Source organism: Arthrobacter sp. NPDC056691 (assembly GCF_042791415.1).
Classification (GTDB): domain Bacteria; phylum Actinomycetota; class Actinomycetes; order Actinomycetales; family Micrococcaceae; genus Arthrobacter.
Map to the genome: position 1 here is coordinate 224,761 of NZ_JBHTXX010000002.1, position 21,503 is coordinate 246,263.

Annotated in this window: 17 protein-coding genes and 1 pseudogene; 7 read left to right on the forward strand and 11 right to left on the reverse strand. The window is 67.5% G+C overall.

What is annotated here, in order from left to right; all coding sequences use genetic code 11:
* Positions 1-6 precede the first annotated feature (6 nt).
* The 4 genes from ACFRAU_RS03030 to ACFRAU_RS03045 form a co-directional block, all read right to left on the reverse strand.
* Positions 7-906 carry a carbohydrate ABC transporter permease gene (locus tag ACFRAU_RS03030; protein WP_377998743.1) on the reverse strand — a complete coding sequence of 300 codons (900 nt, stop codon included), beginning with the start codon at positions 904-906 and terminating at the stop codon, positions 7-9.
* Complete coding sequence (locus ACFRAU_RS03035) at positions 903-1,889, reverse strand: carbohydrate ABC transporter permease (protein ID WP_377998744.1); 987 nt, start codon at positions 1,887-1,889, stop codon at positions 903-905. Before ACFRAU_RS03035 ends, ACFRAU_RS03030 begins: the two co-directional genes overlap by 4 nt.
* A gap of 2 nt (positions 1,890-1,891) precedes the next feature.
* The gene (locus tag ACFRAU_RS03040) at positions 1,892-3,268 is read right to left on the reverse strand and encodes an ABC transporter substrate-binding protein (RefSeq protein WP_377998745.1); all 1,377 of its coding nucleotides are present in this window, start codon (positions 3,266-3,268) and stop codon (positions 1,892-1,894) included.
* A gap of 215 nt (positions 3,269-3,483) precedes the next feature.
* On the reverse strand, positions 3,484-4,482 hold the full coding sequence (locus ACFRAU_RS03045) for a LacI family DNA-binding transcriptional regulator (RefSeq protein WP_377998746.1): 999 nt from the start codon (positions 4,480-4,482) through the stop codon (positions 3,484-3,486).
* A 329-nt stretch (positions 4,483-4,811) separates the two neighbouring features.
* Between ACFRAU_RS03045 and ACFRAU_RS03050 the strand changes: the two genes are divergently transcribed.
* The 7 genes and pseudogenes from ACFRAU_RS03050 to bcp all read left to right on the forward strand — a co-directional run bounded on the left by ACFRAU_RS03050 (position 4,812) and on the right by bcp (position 12,400).
* Positions 4,812-5,612, forward strand: coding sequence for a hydroxypyruvate isomerase family protein (locus ACFRAU_RS03050; protein WP_377998747.1), 801 nt, complete (start codon positions 4,812-4,814; stop codon positions 5,610-5,612).
* 36 nt (positions 5,613-5,648) lie between these two features.
* Positions 5,649-6,533 (forward strand): annotated as a pseudogene (locus ACFRAU_RS03055) (2-hydroxy-3-oxopropionate reductase); the annotation flags it as partial.
* Positions 6,534-6,714: 181 nt separating this feature from the next.
* Positions 6,715-8,493, forward strand: coding sequence for a glyoxylate carboligase (gene gcl, locus ACFRAU_RS03060; protein ID WP_377998748.1), 1,779 nt, complete (start codon positions 6,715-6,717; stop codon positions 8,491-8,493).
* Between the two features lie 68 nt (positions 8,494-8,561).
* On the forward strand, positions 8,562-9,773 hold the full coding sequence (locus tag ACFRAU_RS03065; protein ID WP_377998749.1) for a glycerate kinase: 1,212 nt from the start codon (positions 8,562-8,564) through the stop codon (positions 9,771-9,773).
* Positions 9,766-11,109: an allantoinase AllB gene (gene allB / locus ACFRAU_RS03070; RefSeq protein ID WP_377997525.1), complete on the forward strand. Its 1,344-nt coding sequence runs from the start codon at positions 9,766-9,768 to the stop codon at positions 11,107-11,109. Before ACFRAU_RS03065 ends, allB begins: the two co-directional genes overlap by 8 nt.
* A 10-nt stretch (positions 11,110-11,119) precedes the next feature.
* A complete protein-coding gene (locus tag ACFRAU_RS03075) occupies positions 11,120-11,839 on the forward strand; it encodes a winged helix-turn-helix domain-containing protein (protein WP_377998750.1) in 720 nt (239 codons plus the stop codon).
* Between the two features lie 81 nt (positions 11,840-11,920).
* The gene (gene bcp, locus ACFRAU_RS03080; RefSeq protein WP_377997523.1) at positions 11,921-12,400 is read left to right on the forward strand and encodes a thioredoxin-dependent thiol peroxidase; all 480 of its coding nucleotides are present in this window, start codon (positions 11,921-11,923) and stop codon (positions 12,398-12,400) included.
* A gap of 232 nt (positions 12,401-12,632) precedes the next feature.
* Here bcp and purU read toward each other — a convergent pair whose 3' ends face one another.
* From purU to glyA, 7 genes are read right to left on the reverse strand one after another with little or no spacing between them, the layout of a single operon-like run.
* Positions 12,633-13,532 carry a formyltetrahydrofolate deformylase gene (gene purU, locus ACFRAU_RS03085; protein ID WP_377997522.1) on the reverse strand — a complete coding sequence of 300 codons (900 nt, stop codon included), beginning with the start codon at positions 13,530-13,532 and terminating at the stop codon, positions 12,633-12,635.
* 3 nt (positions 13,533-13,535) lie between these two features.
* Positions 13,536-14,909 (reverse strand): L-serine ammonia-lyase, encoded by a 1,374-nt coding sequence (locus tag ACFRAU_RS03090; RefSeq protein ID WP_377998751.1) that lies wholly within the window; start codon positions 14,907-14,909, stop codon positions 13,536-13,538.
* On the reverse strand, positions 14,909-15,544 hold the full coding sequence (locus ACFRAU_RS03095; protein WP_377998752.1) for a sarcosine oxidase subunit gamma: 636 nt from the start codon (positions 15,542-15,544) through the stop codon (positions 14,909-14,911). The genes ACFRAU_RS03090 and ACFRAU_RS03095 overlap by 1 nt, the downstream gene beginning before the upstream one ends.
* Positions 15,537-18,479, reverse strand: a complete 2,943-nt coding sequence (locus tag ACFRAU_RS03100; RefSeq protein WP_377998753.1) for a sarcosine oxidase subunit alpha family protein — start codon at positions 18,477-18,479, stop codon at positions 15,537-15,539. The genes ACFRAU_RS03095 and ACFRAU_RS03100 overlap by 8 nt, the downstream gene beginning before the upstream one ends.
* The gene (locus ACFRAU_RS03105; RefSeq protein ID WP_377997518.1) at positions 18,476-18,847 is read right to left on the reverse strand and encodes a sarcosine oxidase subunit delta; all 372 of its coding nucleotides are present in this window, start codon (positions 18,845-18,847) and stop codon (positions 18,476-18,478) included. Before ACFRAU_RS03105 ends, ACFRAU_RS03100 begins: the two co-directional genes overlap by 4 nt.
* A 27-nt stretch (positions 18,848-18,874) precedes the next feature.
* Positions 18,875-20,095 carry a sarcosine oxidase subunit beta family protein gene (locus ACFRAU_RS03110; RefSeq protein ID WP_307105398.1) on the reverse strand — a complete coding sequence of 407 codons (1,221 nt, stop codon included), beginning with the start codon at positions 20,093-20,095 and terminating at the stop codon, positions 18,875-18,877.
* Positions 20,092-21,447 (reverse strand): serine hydroxymethyltransferase, encoded by a 1,356-nt coding sequence (glyA, locus tag ACFRAU_RS03115; protein ID WP_377998754.1) that lies wholly within the window; start codon positions 21,445-21,447, stop codon positions 20,092-20,094. Before glyA ends, ACFRAU_RS03110 begins: the two co-directional genes overlap by 4 nt.
* Positions 21,448-21,503 lie beyond the last annotated feature (56 nt).

The window sequence follows — 21,503 nt, forward strand, 5'->3', positions numbered from 1 at the left end:
TGGGGCTTAGCCCTTGACGGCGCCGGCTGTCATCCCGGAAACGATGCGCTTCTGGCACACGAGCACCAGGATGACCAGCGGGACCGTGATGATCACCGACGCGGCGCTGATGGTGCCCAGTGGCTGGTCGAACTCGCTGGTTCCGCTGAAGAAGGCGATGGCAACCGGGACCGGGCGGGCCTCCGGCGAGGTGGTCAGCGTGACGGCAAGCAGGAATTCGTTCCAGACCGAGATGAACACCAGGATCGCGGTGGTGGCGAGGCCCGGGACCGCCAGGGGAAGAATGACCTTGCGGAAGGCGGTGAACGGCGTGGCCCCGTCCATGTACGCCGATTCCTCGAGCTCCCGCGGGATCTCCTTGAAGAAGGACGTCAGCGTGTAGATCGCCAGCGGCAACGCGAAGGTCAGCTTCGGGATGATGAGGCCCAGGAGTGTGTCGTACAGGCCGATTTCGCGCCAGATCGAGAACATCGGGGCCGCGATGGCGATGGCCGGGAAGGTTGTTACGGACAGGATGAGGGTCAGGATCATGGCCTTGCGGCGCATCTTTAGCCTGGCCAGGGCGTAGGCGGCGAAGGAGGCAAACACCAGTGCCACCGTGGTGGTGACGACGGCGATGATCACCGAATTGCGCAGGGCCAGGAGGAACTCGGCGTTCTGGAACACCACCAGGTAGTTCTCCAGGCTGGGCTGGCTGGGGAAGAGTTCGCCCTTGGACAGGCTCGTACCCTTCTTGAGCGAGGTGTTGACCAGCCAGTAGAACGGTATGAGCGAGAAGCCCATGACGGCAATGACGAACACCCACACAAGAGGGTGCAGCTTCGCCGCGCCGCGGAGCCGGCGCTTCGGTGCCGTCGGACGCGTGGTGAGTTCCGCCGTCGGGCGTTCTGCGGTCAGCGTGCTCATTGTTCCTCCTTGGCGACTTCGCGGATGTTGCCCCCGGCGAAGCGGATGTAAATGACGGAGACCACCATGACCGTCAGGAAGGTCAGGATGGACAGCGCCGACCCTTCGCCCACCAGCCGGTTTTCCCGCAGCTGGGTGTAGGCCAGCATCGACATGGACTCGGTGCCGTTGGCGCCGCGGGTGAGCACGAACGGCAGGTCGAAGACGCGCAGGGCGTCCATGGTGCGGAAGATTGCGGCCAGGACGATCGCAGGACGCAGCAGCGGCAGGGTGATGTGCACGAACGTCTGCCACTTGCTGGCGCCGTCGAGCTCTGCTGCCTCGTAGGTCTCAGCGGAGATGACCTGCAGGCCGGCCAGGATGATGAGGGCCGCGAACGGTGTTGTCTTCCAAACGTCGGCCAGGACGATCACGGCCATGGCGTATCCATGTTCGCCGAGCCAGACGACGTCGCCGCCCGGCAGCCCCAGGGCAGAAAGGACGTTGGTGACCAGGCCCAGGTTGGGCTGGAACATCGTCTGCCAGGTGATGGCGCTGACCACGGTGACGATCGCGTAGGGCAGCAGGACCACGGTGCGCAGGAGTGCGCGGCCCTTGAACGCGAGGTTCAGAAGCAGGGCCATGGCGGTGCCGAGGACCAGCTCCAGGGAGACCGAAAGGGCGGCGAACAGGAACGTCTGGCCGAAGGCGGCCCACCATTCGGAGCTGCTCAGCGCCGTGATGTAGTTCTCCAGGCCCACGAAGCGGGAGAGGCCGGCAGTGCGGACGCTGTACTGGTTCAGGGACAGCCAGATCGCGTACCCGATGGGGACCGCCGCCACCAATGCCATCAGGACAAGCGACGGGGCCGTCATCCGGATGGCGAGCCGCCGCTCGGCCCGGTCGCGGCTGGGAACGCCGCGGCCCGGGCCGTTCAGGCGGCCAGGGCCGTTCAGGCGGCCGGGGCCGTTTAGGCGGCCGGGCAAGAGTGTCCTGGTCGACATGATCAGAAGCTCGCCTTGGCGGTGGTGATTTCCTCGGCCATCTTCTTCACGGCCTCCTCCGTCGAGGCTGTGCCGGAGAGAACGGCGTAGACGTTCTTGTAGATCGCCTGGGAGATCTGCGGGTAGACCGGGGAGATCGGACGGGGCTTGGCCGCCTTGACGGAGGCGAGCAGTTCCGTGGCAAACGGCATCTTCCGGAGAACGTCGGCGTCAGAGTAGGCGGCCTCATTGACCGGGGCCTGGGAGTAGTCCATGGCCACGTGCTTCTGCCATTCGGGGGTCGTGGCGAAGTCGATGAACGCCACGGCCGCGGCCTGGTTCGTGGAGTGGGCCGAGATGGCCAGGTTCCAGCCACCCAGCACGCCGGAGGCCTTGCCGCCTTCCCATGCCGGCAGCGGCGCCACACCGAAGCTGCCTGCCAGCGCCGTGGCATTGAGCAGGCGGTACACGTGCGGCCAGTTGCGCTGGTAGCCGAAGTTGCCGGATTCGTAGGCCAGCCGGGCCGGATCCTCGTTGTAGGTGAGGACGGCGCGGTCCGCGGAGCCGTCCTTGAGGCCCTTGCTCATGAAGTTGAGGACCTTGCGGGTCTCCGGCGAGTCAATCCTGACCTCGCCCTTGTCGTTGAGCACCTCACCGCCGGCGCTGTACAGCATCTCAAGGAAGTTCACCGTCAGGCCCTCGTACTGTTTGCCCTGGTAGACGAATCCGTTGCCGGGGGCCTTGGCTGCTTCTGCGTAGAGCTGCTGCCAGGTCGCGGGCCTGGCCACCTTGTCCTTCTGGTAGTACACCAGTCCCGCGTTGGTGAAGAACGGCGAGGCCCAGTACTTGTCCTCGTACTTGGTGGTCTCCACTGTGGAGGGAATGAGCCGGTCCTTGTTGGCCTCGACGAGCTTGGTCTGGTCCAGCAGCCAGCCCTGGGAGGCGAACTCGGAGGTCCAGATGACGTCCGTGACGAAGATGTCGCATTCGGTGGACTTGCCTTCGAGACGCTGCACAGCCTGTGTCCGGGCCTCGTCGGTGGTGGCCCCGATCTCGGTGTACTTGGCGGTGACTTTGCCGTTCGCCTTGCTGAACGCTTCTGCGGTGCCCTTGTAGATACCGGAGGCGTCTTTGCCGCCGCAGATGCTCACAGTGCCGTTGGCGTTAGCGCCCGACGCCGGATCGGCAGCTACCGCTTTTTCCGCACCCTGGGTGGCCGCGCCGCCACCGCACCCGCTCACCAACAGGCCTGCGGCCATTGCCGCGGCTGCGCCAACGATGAGGCGCCGCCGCCGCGGCGAACCGCCCCGTTCAGCTCTGGGCGCGGCTGCCTGGGCCGCAGCGTTCTGGGATGTTGCAGTGTCCTCCTGGAGCGGAGAAGCAGTTCGAATCAAGTCCACAAGTGGCTCCTTTGGGGGTTTGTGGGAAGTGGGAAGCTCAGCGTGGCGGCAGCAACGGAGACTGCCACGCACCCTGAGCATGGCTTCTTTGCCGATGCTTTCTATGTCTACTTTGGAATCGATTCCATATGTGCACCAAAAAAATCGGCCCGCGGCCGTGGAATCGATTCCAAAGTAGTGTGACAGGCGCCACACGAGGCTGTCAACCCCCCGGTTTAAGCCTTGGTGGAGTCCCGCACCACGAGTTCGTGCGGGAGGAAGGTGCGGCCGCGGCGGTGCGCACCGGGCACCGTCATCCGCTCGAGGAGCTCCGCGAACGCCACCCGGCCCATCTCATAGGCCGGCTGCCGGACAGTGGTCAGCTCCGGGACGCACATCTCCGCCTGGGCGGAGTCATCAAAACCTGCCACAGCAATGTCGTCCGGCACCCGCAACCCGGCGTCGGTGAGTTCACGGACGCATCCGGCCGCCACGATGTCAGTACCGCAAAACACCGCGTCCGGAAGGTGCTCCGCCTCCAGCAGTTCCCGCGCCAGCCTGCGCCCGGCGTGGAAGCCGAAACCGCCTTCTCCGAATAGCATCAGCTCCGGCGACAGGCCCGCATCGGCGACTGCCTGCCGAAAGCCCGCCTCGCGCAGCCGGCCAGAGCGGGCGGCCCTGTGCCCGATCATGGCCAGCCGCCGGCTGCCGGTGTCAATCAGATGCCGCGTAATGTCGAAAGCGGCCTGACGGTCGTCGATGGACACGCCGAAGGCCGCTTCGGCGTCCACAATCTCACAGACCTGGACAACGCTCATCTGCTCGGCCACCGCATCGACGTCGTCATCCGACATCGTCGGCGAGAACAGGACCAGTCCGTCCACGGAGCCGTTCCGCAGCATGTCCACCAGTTGCTGTTCGCGCTCCAGGTCCCCGGCCGTCGCTGCGATGAGGCTGACATAGCCCGATTCCGCCGCGGCGTCGCCGACACCGCGGAAGACTTCACTGATCACCAGCGAGTCCAGATTCTTGGCGAGGGCCAGAACACGCATGGTCCGGTCCCTGCGAAGGTCGCGGGCGGAAGCAAGGGGCCGGTAACTGAGCTGGCGGATTGCTGCGTTGACCTTGTCCCTGCTCGACTCGCTGACTGCCGGACTTCCGTTCAGGACGCGGGAGACCGTCCCCACAGACACTCCAGCTGCTTTCGCAACGTCCTGGACTGTCGCACGCCCCATTCGCTTGTCCTTCCGCGACCAGTGGCGATGGTCCTTGCCGCCACGCCCCCGCCGGACCCTCCCGGCGTTCCTCAGCATAGCCGCACCGCAGTCGGCGGCCGCCCGGAAGGGATGTCCGGGCCAATCACTACGCGATTGGCCGATTCAGGCGCATAGGACCACCGCTTTTGGTATCCCAAACCCGTTTCCCGTGCACACTCCCTTGACTCACCCGCCACCCCTTCCCTACACTTTTCATAAAGCAGAATCTAAATTCCACAAAGCGGAAACGGTTGAAAGACCGAGAAGCAGGGAAGATAGATCAAAGCCCCTCCCCGGAAGGACCTACGATGACGTACACAGTGAACTGCTCCATCCTCCTGACGGAGCTGCCCCTGCTCGAGCGCCCCGCGGCCGCGAAGGCGGCGGGCTTTGACGCCGTCGAGTTCTGGTGGCCCTTTGAGAGCTCAGCCCCTTCCGACGCCGAGACCACGGCTTTCGAGCGCGCCATCACCGACGCCGGCGTCCAGCTCTCCGGCCTGAACTTCAATGCCGGCAACATGCCCGTCGGCGACCGCGGCCTGGTCTCCTGGGTGGGCCGTGAAGGTGAGTTCAAGGACAACATCGACGTCGTCGCCGGCATCGGTAAGCGCCTCGGATGCAAGGCCTTCAACGCCCTCTACGGCAACCGCCAGGAGGAATTCAGCCCGGAGGAACAGGACGAACTGGCGGCCAGGAACCTGGCCGCGGCTGCCGAGGGTGTAGCCCGGATTGGCGGCACCGTCCTTCTCGAGCCCGTCAGCGGAGCCCCGCGCTACCCGCTCCTCAAGGCCCAGGACGCGCTCGACGTGATCGCCCGGGTCAGGACGGAATCCGGCGCCCAGAACATCAAGCTGCTCGCTGATTTCTACCACCTGGCCGTCAACGGGGACGACGTCGCCGCCGTCATCGAAAACCACGCCAAGGACTTCGGCCACATCCAGATTGCCGACAACCCCGGCCGCGGGGCTCCCGGAACCGGCGAGCTTCCCCTCGGCGAATGGATCGCCCGCAGCCGCGAACTCGGCTACGACGGCTACATCGGCCTCGAATACAAGGAACCGCAGGAAACCGCCTTCAGCTGGGCCATCCGCGAACACGCCACGAACTAACCCTCCGGCACCACCCACAAGACTTTCAGTAAAGGAACCACAATGAGCAACGTTGCAGTCATCGGACTCGGAATCATGGGCCTGCCCATGGCCATCAACCTCGTCAAGGCCGGCCACACGGTCACTGGTTTCAACCGCAGCCAGGACAAGATCGACAAGCTCGTCTCCGAAGGCGGCAAGGGCGCGTCCAGCATCGCCGATGCCGTCAAGGACGCCGACGTCGTCATCACCATGGTGCCGGACTCCCCCGACGTTGAGGGCGTAGTCAGTGGCACGGACGGCGTCTTCGCCAACGCGAAGAAGGGCACCCTGTGGATCGACGCTTCCAGCATCCGCCCGGACGTTGCCAAGCGCCTCTCGGAAGAGGCCACCGCAGCCGGCATCCGCCCCCTCGACGCCCCGGTCTCCGGCGGCGAACAGGGCGCCATCGACGCCGCCCTGTCCATCATGGTCGGCGGCGACAAGGCAGACTTCGAGGCAGCCCAGGATGTCCTGAACGCCGTCGGCAAAACCATCGTCCACGTCGGCCCTTCGGGCTCCGGCCAGACCGTCAAGGCTGCCAACCAGCTGATCGTCGCCGTCAACATCGAGGTCCTCGGCGAGGCCATCGCCTTCCTTGAGGCCTACGGCGTGGACACCGACGCCGCACTCAAGGTCCTTGGCGGCGGGCTTGCCGGCTCCAAGGTCCTTGACCAGAAGGGCCAGAAGATGCTGGACCGCAACTTCGACCCCGGCTTCCGCCTCGCCCTGCACCACAAGGACCTGGGCATCGTCACCTCCGCAGCCCGCGAAGCCAACGTCTCCATCCCGCTCGGCGCAGTCGTCGCCCAGCTCGTCGCCGCCACTGTCAACCAGGGCGACGGCGGCCTGGACCACTCGGGACTCTTCAAGCAGGTCCTCCAGCTCAGCGGCCGGGAGTAACAGCCCGTCTCCCCCGGAGTTTTTGTCCAGATAATCGGCCCTAACGGCCCTCCAGAGGCCATTATCTGCACAAAAACTCCACTGCCGCCGTCGGGAAGCACGACGGCGGCACCCCCAAACTGCCTGGCGAACGCCGGGCCTTCCTTCAGCACACCCAAAACAGACTTTCAAGGAGCACACCATGACGAAGATGCGCACCGTAGACGCTGCCGTCGCCATTCTGGAAAAGGAGGGCGCCACCGAGGCGTTCGGCCTGCCCGGCGCGGCGATCAACCCGTTCTACTCGGCCATGCGGGCCCACGGCGGCATCCGCCACACGCTGGCCCGCCACGTTGAAGGCGCCAGCCATATGGCCGACGGCTACTCCCGTGCCGCCGACGGCAACATCGGCATCTGCATCGGCACCTCCGGCCCCGCCGGCACCGACATGATCACCGGGCTGTACGCCGCGTGGGCCGATTCCATCCCGATGCTCTGCATCACCGGCCAGGCCCCCGTGGCCAAGCTGCACAAGGAAGACTTCCAGGCCGTGGACATCGAGTCCATCGCCAAGCCCGTCACCAAGATGGCCATGACCATCCTGGAGCCCGGCCAGGTTCCCGGCGCGTTCCAGAAGGCGTTCCAGCTGATGCGCTCCGGCCGCCCGGGCCCCGTGCTGCTGGACCTGCCGATCGACGTTCAGATGGCCGAGATCGAATTCGACATCGACACCTACGAGCCGCTGCCCGTGGAGAAGCCCAAGGCCAGCCGCAAGCAGCTGGCGAAGGCCCTGGACATGCTCACGGCAGGCGAGCGCCCGCTGATCGTGGCCGGCGGCGGCATCATCAACGCCGGCGCCTCCGCGCAGCTGGTGGAACTGGCCGAGCTGCTGAACGTTCCCGTGATCCCCACGCTGATGGGCTGGGGCGCCATCCCGGACGACCACGGGCTGATGGCCGGCATGGTGGGCCTGCAGACCAGCCACCGCTACGGCAACGAGAACTTCCTGCGCAGCGACTTCGTGATCGGTATCGGCAACCGCTGGGCCAACCGCCACACCGGCGGCCTGGACACCTACACGGCCGGCCGCAAGTTCGTGCACATCGACATCGAGCCCACCCAGATCGGCCGCGTGTTCTCCCCGGACTTCGGCATCGCCTCCGACGCCGGCGCCGCCCTGGACGGCCTGCTGGAGATCGCCCGCGAACGCCGCGCCGCCGGCTCCCTGCCGGACTACTCCGCCTGGGCCGCCGAGTGCGCCGAGCGCAAGGCCACCCTGCACCGCAAGACCAACTTCGACAACGTGCCGATCAAGCCGCAGCGCGTGTACCAGGAGATGAACAAGGCTTTCGGCAAGGACACCACCTACGTGTCCACCATCGGCCTGTCCCAGATCGCCGGCGCCCAGATGCTGCACGTGTTCGGCGCCCGCAGGTGGATCAATGCCGGCCAGGCAGGCCCGCTGGGCTGGACCGCCCCGGCCGCCCTCGGCGTCGTGCGCGGCAAGCCGGATGAGACCGTGGTTGCCCTGTCCGGCGACTACGACTTCCAGTTCATGATCGAGGAGCTGGCCGTGGGCGCGCAGTTCAACCTGCCGTACATCCACGTGGTGGTGAACAACTCCTACCTGGGCCTGATCCGCCAGTCGCAGCGCGGCTTCAACATGGAGCAGAACGTGTCCCTGGGCTTCGACAACATCAACTCCCCCGAGACCATGGGCTACGGCGTGGACCACATCAAGGTGGTTGAGGGCCTCGGCTGCAAGGCCATCCGCGTGACCAACCCGGAGGACATGCCGGCCGCGTTCGACAAGGCCAAGGCCCTGATGGGCGAGTTCCAGGTTCCCGTGGTGGTGGAAGTGATCCTGGAAAAGGTCACCAACATCTCCATGGGCCTGGAAATCAACGCCGTGAACGAGTTCGAGGAGCTGGCCGCCACCGCCGCCGACGCCCCCACCGCCATCCTGGCCCTGCAGGACTAACAGCCTGCAGGACTGGCACCCAGCGGGACATACCAGCCGCACCGAAAAGTACCGAAGATAGGCAAGCAATGCGCATCGTGATCGCGCCGGACAAGTTCAAGGGCTCACTCTCCGCCCCGGACGTCGCCCGGCACCTTGAAACAGGGCTCCGGAACGGCTCCGCCACAGCGGGCGGGCCGGGCAGCCTTGAGGCACAGGGCACCCTTGAGGTACTGCGGATTCCCGTGGCCGACGGCGGCGAGGGCACCCTCGACGCCGCCGTCGGCTCCGGCTTCACCCGCCGCCGCGCCGTGGTCAGCGGCCCCACCGGACAGCCGCTGACGGCGGAGTTCGCGGTCCGCGGCCGGGAGGCCGTGATCGAAATGGCCGCGGCTTCAGGTCTCGCTGTCCTTCCCGGGTACGACGGCGGGCGGCCGGGTTCCGCCTCTGCCCGGGCTGCCAGCAGCCTGGGCACCGGGGAACTGATCCGCGCGGCGCTCGACGCCGGCTGCCGGCAGATCATCCTGGGCGTGGGCGGCAGCGCCAACACCGACGGCGGCGCGGGAGTCCTGCAGGGACTCGGCGCGAAGCTGCTCGACTCCGCCGGCAACGAACTGCCCCTGGGCGGCGCCGCCCTCGCGGACCTGGCGACCATCGACTTCTCCGGCTTCGACACCCGGCTCGAGGAATCCCGCTTCATTCTGGCGAGCGACGTCGACAACCCGCTGCTCGGAACGGACGGCGCGGCCGCCATCTTCGGGCCGCAGAAGGGTGCCACCGCCGCCGACGTCGGCGAGCTGGACGCCGCCCTCGCCAACTTCGTCCAGGTCCTCGCCGCGGAGATCGGCCCCCGGGCCGTCAAGGCCGCCAGCGCACCGGGCGCCGGAGCGGCAGGCGGCGTCGGCTACGCTGCCATCGCGGCACTGGCCGCATCACGCCGGCCGGGCATCGACGTCGTGCTTGAATTCACCCGACTGGCAGAGCGGCTGGCCGGCGCGGACCTGGTGATCACCGGCGAAGGCAGCCTGGACGAACAGAGCCTGCTGGGCAAGACGCCCATGGGCGTTGCCCGGGCGGCTGCACAGGCCGGTGTCCCGGTGCTCGCCGTCTGTGGCCGCACCACGCTCACGCAGCAGCAGCAGCAGACATCCGGCTTTCGGCAGGTCTACCCCCTGACCGCGCTGGAGGGCAATGTAGAGATATGTATAGCTGAAGCAGGCCGCCTGCTTGAAGAATTGGGTCAGCACATCGGCGTGCACCTGACCGACAGCGCTAACACGAAGGAGCCCCTGAATGTCTGAAGAACGCTTTGACCTGGTCATCCGGGGCCGGCGCATCCTCACCACCGCCGGGATCGCGGCCCGTGAAGTGGGCGTGCGCGGCGGAAAGATCGTCGCCCTGGAACCGCTCGGCAACGGCCTAGCGGGCGCCGAGGTCATCGAACTCGCCGACGACGAAACCCTGATCCCCGGCCTCGTGGACACCCACGTCCACGTCAACGAGCCCGGCCGCACCGAGTGGGAGGGCTTCGCCTCCGCCACCCGCGCCGCGGCCGCCGGCGGCGTGACCACCATCATCGACATGCCGCTGAACTCCATTCCGCCCACCACCAACGTGGACGGCCTCAAGCTCAAGCGCGAGGTGGCCGAGGACCAGGCGTTCGTCGACGTCGGATTCTGGGGCGGCGCCATTCCCGGCAACAAGGCCGACCTGCGCCCGCTGCACGACGAGGGCGTCTTCGGCTTCAAGTGCTTCCTGCTCCACTCCGGCGTGGACGAGTTCCCGCACCTGGAAGCGGACGAGATGGAAGAGGACATGCGCGAGCTGAAGTCCTTCGACTCGCTCATGATCGTCCACGCCGAGGACTCGCACGCCATCGACCACGCGCCCCACCCCGGCGGCGCACACTACTCCACCTTCCTCGCCTCCCGCCCCCGCGGCGCCGAGAACAAGGCCATCGCCGAGGTGATCGAGCGCGCCCGCTGGACCGGCGCCCGCGCCCACATCCTGCACCTGTCCTCGTCGGACGCGCTGCCGATGATCGCGTCGGCAAAGCGCGACGGCGTGCACCTCACCGTGGAGACCTGCCCGCACTACCTCACGCTCATGGCCGAGGAAATCCCCGACGGCGCCACCGCGTACAAGTGCTGCCCGCCCATCCGTGAGGCCTCCAACCGCGAGCTCCTCTGGCAGGGCCTGCAGGACGGCACCATCGACTGCATCGTCTCCGACCACTCGCCTTCGACGCTGGACCTGAAGGACCTGGAAAACGGTGACTTCGCCGTGGCCTGGGGCGGTGTCTCCTCGCTGCAGCTGGGCCTGTCCCTGATCTGGACCGAGGCCCGGCACCGCGGCATCCCGCTGGAGCAGGTCGTGTCGTGGATGGCCGAGAAGCCCGCGTCCCTGGCCCGCCTCTCCAACAAGGGCCAGCTGGCCCTGGGATACGATGCCGACTTCTCCGTCTTCGCCCAGGACGAGGCCTTCGTGGTGGACGTGTCCAAGCTCAAGCACAAGAACCCCATCACCCCGTACGACGGCAAGGCACTCTCCGGCGTGGTCCGCCGCACGTACCTGCGCGGCAGCGTGGTGGACGGCCAGACCCCCGGCGGCAAGCTGATCCGCCGCGGCGGCATCTGAGGGCCGCGCGGTGGCTGTGCACGCCCATTCACCGCGCGGCACTTCCGCCCCCTGGGGCGCCAAGGCCCACGGCCTGGCCGTCTGGGTAGCTCCGCCCGAAGGCCAGGAGATCGATCCCGAGGTCCTGGCCCGGGCCTCCGAGCTGGTGCTGGCGCGCGCCCTTCAATTTGCTCCGGAGGCGGAAGTCCACTGGCCCGCCGCCGGAGCTGCAACTTCCGCCGCCGGGACGCACCCGGGCACGTCCCCTGGGGAGGGGGCGCCCAACGGTGCGCCCGACGGCGGAACTCCCGTGCCGCCGTCGTCCTCCCGGGAGGATTCCCTGCAACCGGACCCCTCGCAACAGGAACCGGAGTCCCCGGAAACGGACGACGGCGGCGCAACCCACCGCCCGCCGTCGGCCGGGCACGTCAGCCGCGTGGCCGTGGACCTGGCCGAATCCGAGGTGCTGCTGGACGGCGAGCGGGTGCCGCTGACCGGCGTCGAGTTCAAACTGCTGCGCTACCTCGTGGAACACTGCTCGCGAACCGTAGACCGGGAGGAGCTGCGGCTGTTCCTGGAGTCGTTCGACAGCCCCGGCGCCGCGACCCGTTCCATCGACGTCTATGTGGGGCGGGTCCGGCGGAAACTGCGCGGCGGCAGGCACGCGATCGCCACCGTCCGCGGCGGCGGCTACCGCTTCATCTGCGGACCCGCAGCCACCGTGCGCGGCCCGGCGGAATACAGTATCTAGGGCTGCTGTTAACCATTTCAGCCCGATCAGTCATTGTGCTTGACCAGATTTTTCGCTCGACCCAGATCCAGAAGGAATGCCATGAGCCCCAAACTGACCACCAAGCTCCAGCCCGGAACCCAGGCGCCGGACTTCACCCTGCTTGACGCAGAAGGCAAGCAGACCGCGCTGGCCGACTACCGCGGCAAGAACGTCATCGTGTACTTCTACCCCGAGGCCGCCACCCCCGGCTGCACCACAGAAGCCTGCGACTTCCGCGACAACCTGGCATCCTTCCAGGGCTCCGGCTACGCGGTGCTGGGTATCTCCCCCGACGCGCCGGAGAAGCTGGCCAACTTCACGGGCGACTTCGGGCTCACCTTCCCGCTGCTGGCCGACGAGGACCACGCCGTGGCGCTGGCCTACGGCGCCTGGGGCGAGAAGCTCATCGACGGCGAGGTGCACGAGGGCATCGTCCGCTCCACCGTGGTGCTGGATCCCGAAGGCAAGGTCACGCTGGCCCAGTACCAGGTCAAGGCGCAGGGCCACGTCCAGGCGCTCCGCGAAGCCCTGGGCGTCTGACCCTCAAACGCTTCCTCACCTTTGGTCGCCTAACACCAAACGCGTCCTCACCTTTGGTCGCCTAACACCAAACGCGTCCTCACCTTTGGTCGCCTAAACCGAAACGCTCCTGCAGACATGAACTGCAGGAGCGTTTCGGGTTAAGCGACGGGACGTGAGGAAGGGTCCTGTTTGAAGCGGCAGGACGTGAGGAAGGGTCCTGTTTGAAGCGACGGGATGTGAGGAAGCGTCGCTACTTCAGGACCACGGTCCGGTTGCCGTTGAGGATGATCCGGCCTTCGCAGTGCCAGCGGACGGCGTTGCTGAGCGCCTTGCACTCGGTGTCCCGCCCGGCGGCGACCAGGTCCTCGGGGCCGAAGGTGTGGTCGACTTCAACCACCTGCTGCGCGATGATCGGACCCTCGTCGAGCTCAGCGTTCACGTAGTGCGCCGTGGCACCCACGGTCTTCACGCCGCGGGCGTAGGCCTGGTGGTACGGCTTGGCACCCTTGAACGACGGCAGGAACGAGTGGTGGATGTTGATCGCCTTGCCGTCCAGCTTCCGTGCCAGGTCGTCGCTGAGGACCTGCATGTACCGGGCCAGCACCACCAGCTCGACGTCGAGCTCGTCCACGATTTCCAGCAGCCGTGCCTCCGCCTGCGGCTTGGTGGCCGCGGTGACGGGGATGTGGAAGAACGGGATGCCGTGCCAGTCCACGAGGGCCTGGTGGTCGGTGTGGTTGGACACCACGCCCACAACCTCGATGGGGAGTTCCCCCACGCGGGCCCGGAAGAGCAGGTCGTTGAGGCAATGGCCGAACTTCGAGACCATGATCAGGACCTTGCGGCGGGACCCGTTCCGTTCCAGCCGCCACTTCATGTTGTACTTCTCGGCCACAGGCGTGAAGCCGGCACGCAGCTGGTCCAGCGTGGATTCGTTGCCGTCCGACGCGAAATGCACCCGCATGAAGAAGTGCCCTTCGGACCGGTCGCCGAACTGCTTGTTGTCGATGATGTCGCAGCCGTATTCCAGCAGGAAGCCGGAGACGGCGTGCACGATGCCCGGGCCTTCGGGGCAGTCCAGGGTCAGCACGTGCTCGACGCCGTTGGCGGCCTGTTCGGCGGCGCGGTTCTCAGTCTGAATTGCAGTCATCGCTCAGCACTCAATCACATTCACGGCGAGGCCTCCTCGAGAGGTTTCCTTGTACTTGGTTTTCATGTCCGCTCCGGTCTCGCGCATGGTCTTGATGGCCTTGTCCAGCGACACCTTGTGGCTGCCGTCCCCGTGCAGGGCCAGCCGCGCGGCATTGATCGCCTTGACGCTGGCGATCGCGTTCCGCTCGATGCACGGGATCTGCACCAGCCCGCCCACGGGGTCGCAGGTCAGCCCCAGGTTGTGTTCGATCCCCACCTCGGCGGCGTTCTCCACCTGTTCCGGGGTTCCACCCAGCACTTCGCAGAGACCGGCGGCGGCCATGGAGCAGGCCGAACCGACCTCGCCCTGGCAGCCCACTTCAGCACCGGAGATAGAGGCGTTGATTTTGAACAGAATCCCGACGGCGGCCGCCGCGAGCAGGAAGCGGACCACACCGTCGTCGTCGGCTCCCGGAACAAACTTGACGTAGTAGTGCAGCACCGCCGGAACGATCCCGGCCGCGCCGTTGGTGGGGGCGGTGACGATGCGCCCGCCGGCCGCGTTCTCCTCGTTCACGGCCAGCGCGAAGAGGTTCACCCACTCCATGGCGCGGAGCGGGTCGGTGACACCAGTGTCCGCCGTCAGCGTCTGGAAGAGCTGCGGCGCCCGCCGCCGCACGTTCAGCCCGCCGGGCAGGATGCCTTCCGCGGCGCAGCCGTTGTCCACGCATTCGCGCATGACGGCCCACAGCTTCAGCAGTTCCTGCCGGAGCTCCGCCTCGCTGCGCCACACCAGTTCGTTGGCGAGCATGACGTCGGAGATCGACATGTTTTCGCGGCTGCAGATCTCCAGGAGCTCGTTCGCCGTGGTGAAGGGGTACGGCAGCGGGGTTTCGTCCGCCACCACCTTGGCGCCGGCGTCGGCGTCGCCGTCAACGACGAAGCCGCCGCCGATGGAATAGAAGCTCCGTTCGCTGAGCACCGTGCCGGCGTGGTCAAGGGCGCGGAAGGTCATGCCGTTGGGATGCGCCGGCAGCGACTTGCGCCGGTGCAGCACCACGTCCTCGTCCCAGTTGAAGTCCACCCGGTGGTCCCCGCCGATGCGTAGTTCGGCGTCGAGGGCGGCGGCTGCCACCTGATCATCGGCGGTGGAGGTGTCAACGGTCTCCGGGTCCAGGCCCTGCAGGCCCAGCACCACAGCCTTGTCGGAGCCGTGGCCGCGGCCGGTGGCACCGAGGGACCCGAACAGCTCCGCCTGGACCCGGGTGGTGGAGCTCAGCAGCCCGCCGCCCTTGAGCCCGTCGGCGAACTGCTTCGCCGCCCGCATCGGGCCGACCGTGTGTGAGGACGACGGCCCGATGCCAACGGAAAACAGGTCCAGCGCGCTGAGCGCCATCAGGGCACCTCGGGGGAAGCGAACTCCCTCATGGCGTCCAGCAGCCAGCGGCCCAGGTAGTCCGCGAACGAGGCGCGGGGGAACAGCCGGAAGCTTTCCTCCCCGGTTTTGAACAGGACCACCGGGATGTTGCCCACCTCGGTGTTAAGGGCGGTGCCCGGCTTCAGCGTGCGCGGGTGCAGGTCCAGGGCGCAGCCCTTCTCCAGCACTGCGCGGGCCCGCGGGCCGGACAGTTCAAACGTGGTGCGGTTGGCGGACAGGTCCACCACCTGCCCGGCGGCGTCGCCCAGGGCGGACTTGAGGGAGCCGATCAGGTCCCCGCCGAGGGAGTCGTGGGCGTCTTCCGGGGCCACCACCAGGAACTCCTGCGGGCCGAGCCACAGGACGCTGACGCGTTCCGTGCCGCGGACCTCGCCGGAGCGCTCCGGCAGGCCGCCGGTGACGGAGGCGATCCGGGCGCCGGCCTCGGAGCGGGGGCCCACGCGGACGCCGGCCATGGTCTGGAACGGGCCCTCGTTGAGGGTGACTGTTCCCTGCACGGACCCGGCGTCGAAGGCTTCGGCCAGGTGTGAGGCTGGGCTGCGGCGGATTTCCCGGAGTCCATTGATGCCTGTGAAAGCTGCGGTGTTAGCCATCTTTGCGGGTCCCTTCGGGGTCAAACAGTACGGTTTCTGCCACGACTACGTCGACGAGCTGGTTGCCGGCAGCGGCCACCAGGGTCTCGCCGATCCGGTTGCGGCCGTTCTTGATCAGGGCCAGGCCGAACGAGCGGCCCAGGGCGGCGCTGTGGTAGCTGGAGGTCACGAAGCCCTGCATCGGGACCGGGCCGTAGGCGGGGCTCGCCGGGATGCCCTTCTCGATCAGCTGGGTTCCTTCCGGCAGCCTCAGCGAGCCGTCCACCGGCAGGACGCTGACCAGGTGCTTGCGGTCATCGCGCTGCTGGTCCAGCCGGGAGTAGGAGCGCTTGCCGATGAAGTCCTTGGCCTTGGAGACGATCCATTCCATGCCGGCATCCTGCGGGGTGACGGTGCCGTCGGTGTCCTGCCCAACGATCGGGTAGCCCTTCTCGGCGCGGAGCACGTGCATGGTCTCGGTGCCGTAGGGGGTGATGTTGAACTCGGCGCCGGCGGCGGCCACGGATTCCCAGGTGTTCAGCCCGTACCAGGACGGCACGTTGATTTCGTAGGCCAGTTCACCGGAGAACGAGATCCGGCAGATGCGGGCCTGCACGCCGGACGCGAGGGTGGTTTCGCGGAAGGTCATGAACGGGAACGCTTCGGCGGCCAGCCCGCCGTTGGCGGCCAGTTCCGGGGCAACCTTGGCGATGACGTCGCGGGACTTGGGTCCGACGACGGCGATCGTGCTCCACTGTTCGGTCACCGAGGTGCAGTGCACGTCGAGTTCCGGCCATTCGGTCTGCAGCCATTCCTCCAGCCAGTCCAGCACCTTGGCGGCGCCGCCGGTGGTGGTGGTCATGAAGTAGGTCTCCTCGTCCAGGCGCAGGGTCACGCCGTCGTCGAAAATCATGCCGTCCGAGAGACACATGACGCCGTAGCGGGCGGAACCCGGCGCGAGCTTTTTGAACGCGTTGGTGTAGATGCGGTTCAGGAACTCGCCGGCGTCCTTGCCACGGATCTCGATCTTGCCGAGGGTGGTGGCGTCCATGAAGCCCACGGAATCGCGGACGGCGGCGCATTCGCGAAGCACGGCTTCGTCCATGTCCTCGCCGTTCTGCGGGTAGTACCACGGCCGCTTCCACTGCCCGACGTCTTCGAAGAGCGCACCCTGGGCGACGTGCCACGGCTGGACCGAGGTGACGCGGGCGGGGTCGAACAGCTCGCCGCGCTGGCGTCCGGCCAGTGCCGCGAAGGCCACCGGGGTGAACGGCGCGCGGTAGGTGGTGGTGCCGATGTCGCCGATGCCCCGGGAGGCCTCGCCGGCCTGGCGGAGGGCTGCGGCGATGACGCCGATGGCGTTCACGCCGGAGGTCTTGCCCTGGTCGTTGGCGGTGCTGATGGAGGTGTAACGCTTGACGTGTTCCACCGACCGCATGCCGGCGCCGGTGGAGCGCAGGACGTCGGCCACTGACTGGTCACGCTGGAAGTCGACGAAGTGGTGGTGCCAGTCGTCGGGGGTTCCGGTCTGGCCCGGAACCAGCCACAGCTGGCGGGTCGGGGCGGAGGCCTTCGGCTCCGCCGGGGCGGAGGGCTCGACGGCGGATTCGAAGCCGGCGGCGATGGCCGCCGATGCTCCGGCCGAGATGCCTTCTGCCAGGCAGTCCGCGAGCTCGAAGCTGCCGCGGCCGGAGCCGATGGTCTGCTGGTTCGGGACCACGGTGGCCGGCACGAAGGCGGCGAGGTCCTCGTCCCAGCGCAGCTTGCCCTGGCGCTGCGAGTGCAGGTGCACCAGCGGGCTCCAGCCGCCGGACACTGCCAGCAGGTCGGCGGCGATCTCTTCGATGCCCGAGGTGAGTTCGCCGTCGTCGTTAATGCTGCGGACGGTGACGCTGTCCAGCCGGCCGTCGGAATCAGCTGCCGTGTTGGCCACCGCGCTGCCGATCAGCACCCGGGTGCCGGCTTCGACGGCGGCGGCAGCCACCGGCGTGAGGGCGGGACGGGCGTCGACGACGGCCGCAACCTTGACGCCGGCGGCGCGCAGGTCAGACGCCAGGGCGTAGGCGCTGTCGTTGGTGGTGCTGATGACCACGCGGGACCCGGCGGCCACGGCGTAGCGGTTCAGGTAGCTTCGGACAGCCGAGGCGAGCATGATGCCCGGGCGGTCGTTGTTCTCGAACACCAGCGGACGCTCGTGGGCACCCGGGGCCAGCACAACCTGGTTGGCACGGATGTGCCAAATACGCTGGCGGGAGACGCCTGCGGCGGCCGGGCTGGAGAGGTGGTCGGTGCGGTTCTGGACCGCGATGACGTAGTTGGCGTCGTAGGCGCCGAACGCGGTGGTGCGGTTCAGAACGGTGCTTTCGGCGCCGGAGACGAGCTCCGCCTCGACGTCGGCAACCCATTCCAGGGCGGGCTTGCCCTCGATGGTTTCCGCCAGTTCGGGGGCGGTGGATCCGGACAGCAGCGACCCGCCGAGTTCCGGCTGGTCATCCATCAGGATGACGCGGGCGCCGGTGCGGACGGCTTCGCGGGCCGCGGCCAGGCCGGCGGGACCGCCGCCGATCACCAGGATGTCGGTGTGGACGTACTTCTTGTCGTACTCGGCGCGGTCATCCGCGGGATCCAGCTTGCCCAGGCCGTTCAGGTAGCCGGCCTTCAGGCCGTCCACCAGTGAAACGGTGGTGGCGGGGAGCATGGACTCGGCCACGTCGCCGGGGAACCGTGCTTCGATCCGGACCAGGGCGTTGGGCTCTTCGACGCCGGCTGCCAGAATGCCGCGGGCACGGTCCTCGTACAGCGAGTTGCCGGCGGCGATGCGGCCGTTGGCCAGCAGCGCGGAGGCCAGGGTGTCGCCCGGGTGTCCGGTGAACTCCTCGCCGTCCACGGTGAAGAGCCAGGAGATGCTGCGGTCGATGCGGCCGCCGGTGCTGAGGCGCGTGTTCTGGGAGGTCACTTGGTCGCTCCTTCCGGGGCGGTGCTGGGGCTGAGGGGGGTGGTGCTGGCGGCGCCGGTGCTTGCGGTGCCGGTGTCAGCCGCGGGCGGGACGGGCGCGGCTGGCCGCGGCACCCCCATCGGGTAGATGGCCTGGATGTCGTACGTGACCGTGTCACGGAGCATGTTGAACCACTGCCGGCAGCCGGTGCTGTGCACCCACCGTTCGGCGAAGATGCCCTTGGTGTTCTCGCGGTAGAACAGGTACTCGGCCCATTCCCGGTCGGTGAGGTCGTTGGGGTTCTCGGGGTAGGGCACGTGGGCCTGGCCGCCGTAGTGGAACTCGGTTTCGTCCCTCTGGCCGCAGTTGGGGCAGGAGATAAGCAGCATGTGCGTCTTCTTTCTTGTGGGCCGGGGCTAGTGGGCGACGGCGGCGGCGCCGTGTTCGTCGATCAGGGCACCGGTTTCGAAGCGTTCCAGGGCGAAGGGCCTGTTGAGCTTGTGCGGTGCGCCGGTGGCGATGGTGTGCGCGAAGGTCAGGCCGGCAGCCGGCGTGCCCTTGAAGCCGCCGGTTCCCCAGCCGCAGTTGACGAACATGTTGTCCACCGGGGTGGTGCCCACGATCGGCGACGCGTCCAGCGTGGTGTCCACGATGCCGCCCCAGGTCCGGAGCACGTGGGCCCGGGCGAAGATCGGGAACAGTTCGACGGCGGCCGCCATCTGGTGCTCGATCACGTGGAAGGAGCCGCGCTGGCCGTAGCCATTGTAGGAGTCGACGCCGGCGCCCATGACCAGTTCGCCCTTGTGCGCCTGGGAGACGTACACGTGGACGTGGTTGGACATGACGACGGTGGGGTGGACCGGCTCGTGGAGTTCGGACACCAGTGCCTGCAGCGGGTGGGACTGGATGGGGAGCCGGAAACCGGCCATTTCCGCCAGGACCGAGCTGTGGCCGGCGGCGCAGAGGCCCACCTTCTCGGTGTTGATGGTGCCGCGGTTGGTCTTGACGCCCACCACACGGTTGCCGTCCTTGACGAAGCCGGTGACTTCGCAGTTCTGGATGATGTCCACGCCCAGCTCGTCGCACTTGCGAGCGAAGGCCCAGGCGACGTGGTCGTGCTTGGCGATGCCGGCGCGCGGCTGGTAGGTGGCGCCCATGACCGGGTAGCGGATGTCGTCGCGGATGTTCAGGATGGGGCAGAGTTCCTTGACCTGCTGCGGGTCCAGCCATTCCGCGTCCACGCCGTTGAGCTTGTTGGCGCCCACGCGGCGGATGCTCTCGCGCACGTCGCCCAGGGTGTGGGCCAGGTTCATCACGCCGCGCTGGCTGAAGAGGAAGTCGTACTCCAGCTCCTCGGGCAGGATTTCCCACAGCTTCAGGGCGTGCTCGTAGATGGCGGCGCTCTCGTCCCAGAGGTAGTTGGAACGGATGATGGTGGTGTTGCGGGCCATGTTGCCGCCAGCCAGCCAGCCCTTTTCCAGGACGGCGATGTTGGTCATGCCGTGGTTCTTGGCCAGGAAGTACGCGGTGGCCAGGCCGTGCCCGCCGCCGCCGACGATCACGGCGTCATAGGAGGACTTGGGCTCCGGGTTGTGCCACAGGAAATCCGGGTGCTCCGGGAGCTGGTGGGTGCTCACTGGGCTGCTCCAATCATGTCATTTTCAAAGGCGGCAATCTCGGCTGCGCCGCTGAGCTGGGGGTACAGGGGGAACTGCCCGGCGAGCGCGGTGACGCGGGCGCGGAGTTCGACGGCGGTGCCGTCGTCGAGCGTTCCCGTGCCGGCGGCGCTGGCACCGGCGGAGGCGATCAGGGCCGTGGCGATGATGTCCGCGACCTCGGTGAACTCGGCGGCGCCGAAGCCGCGGGTGGCCAGGGCGGGGGTCCCGATCCGGAGGCCGGAGGAAACCATCGGCGGGCGGGGGTCGAACGGGACGGCGTTGCGGTTGACGGTGATGCCGATCCGGTGCAGCGTGTCCTCGGCCTGCTGGCCGTCCAGTTCGGAGTTGCGCAGGTCAACGAGGACCAGGTGGACGTCCGTGCCGCCGTTGACCACCGTGATGCCGGCGGCTTCGACGTCGGGCTGCAGGAAGCGCTCGGCCAGCAGCTTGGCGCCCTCCAGGACGCGCTCCTGGCGTTCCTTGAAGCCCTCGGTTGCTGCAAGCTTGAAGGCCACGGCCTTGGCGGCGATGACGTGCTCCAGTGGACCGCCCTGCTGGCCGGGGAAGACTGCGCTGTTGATCTTCTTGGCGTACTGCTCCTTGGCCAGGATGACGCCGCCGCGGGGGCCGCCCAGGGTCTTGTGCGTGGTGGTGGTGACGACGTCGGCGTACGGCACCGGGTTGGGGTGGAGGCCTGCGGCGACGAGGCCGGCGAAGTGGGCCATGTCCACCATCAGGTAGGCGCCGACGAGATCGGCGATCCGGCGGAACTCGGCGAAGTCGAGCTGGCGGGAGTAGGCGGACCAGCCGGCCACGATCAGCTTGGGCTTGTGTTCCAGTGCGAGTGCCTCGACCTCGGCCATGTCCACTCGGAAGTCGGATTCACGTACGTGGTACGGGACCACGTTGTAGAGCTTGCCGGAGAAGTTGATGCGCATGCCGTGGGTCAGGTGGCCGCCGTGGGCCAGGTCCAGCCCGAGGATGGTGTCGCCGGGGTTCAGCAGGGCGAACATGGCGGCAGCGTTTGCCTGAGCGCCGGAGTGCGGCTGGACGTTGGCGAACTCGGCGCCGAAGAGCGCCTTCACACGGTCGATGGCCAACTGCTCGACGACGTCGACGTGCTCGCAGCCGCCGTAGTAGCGCTTGCCCGGGTAGCCCTCGGCGTACTTGTTGGTGAGGACCGAACCCTGCGCCTCCATAACGGCCGCGGGAGCGAAGTTCTCCGAGGCGATCATTTCCAGCGTGGACTGCTGGCGGTCCAGCTCGCGGGCGACGGCTTGCTGGATCTCGGGATCGACTGCGGAAAGTCGGTCGTTCAACTGCTCAACCACGAATACTCCTTATGAAATACCACTTAGCTTTGGACTGATATATCAGTGTTGGTGTC

Excerpts from the sequence above, each read along its gene's own strand:
- ACFRAU_RS03030 (WP_377998743.1), bottom strand. The coding sequence starts at position 906 with ATGAGCACGCTGACCGCAGAACGCCCGACGGCGGAACTCACCACGCGT.
- ACFRAU_RS03035 (WP_377998744.1), bottom strand. The coding sequence starts at position 1,889 with ATGTCGACCAGGACACTCTTGCCCGGCCGCCTAAACGGCCCCGGCCGC.
- ACFRAU_RS03045 (WP_377998746.1), bottom strand. The coding sequence starts at position 4,482 with ATGGGGCGTGCGACAGTCCAGGACGTTGCGAAAGCAGCTGGAGTGTCT.
- ACFRAU_RS03050 (WP_377998747.1), top strand. The coding sequence starts at position 4,812 with ATGACGTACACAGTGAACTGCTCCATCCTCCTGACGGAGCTGCCCCTG.
- gcl (WP_377998748.1), top strand. The coding sequence starts at position 6,715 with ATGACGAAGATGCGCACCGTAGACGCTGCCGTCGCCATTCTGGAAAAG.
- ACFRAU_RS03065 (WP_377998749.1), top strand. The coding sequence starts at position 8,562 with ATGCGCATCGTGATCGCGCCGGACAAGTTCAAGGGCTCACTCTCCGCC.
- allB (WP_377997525.1), top strand. The coding sequence starts at position 9,766 with ATGTCTGAAGAACGCTTTGACCTGGTCATCCGGGGCCGGCGCATCCTC.
- bcp (WP_377997523.1), top strand. The coding sequence starts at position 11,921 with ATGAGCCCCAAACTGACCACCAAGCTCCAGCCCGGAACCCAGGCGCCG.
- purU (WP_377997522.1), bottom strand. The coding sequence starts at position 13,532 with ATGACTGCAATTCAGACTGAGAACCGCGCCGCCGAACAGGCCGCCAAC.
- ACFRAU_RS03090 (WP_377998751.1), bottom strand. The coding sequence starts at position 14,909 with ATGGCGCTCAGCGCGCTGGACCTGTTTTCCGTTGGCATCGGGCCGTCG.
- ACFRAU_RS03095 (WP_377998752.1), bottom strand. The coding sequence starts at position 15,544 with ATGGCTAACACCGCAGCTTTCACAGGCATCAATGGACTCCGGGAAATC.
- ACFRAU_RS03105 (WP_377997518.1), bottom strand. The coding sequence starts at position 18,847 with ATGCTGCTTATCTCCTGCCCCAACTGCGGCCAGAGGGACGAAACCGAG.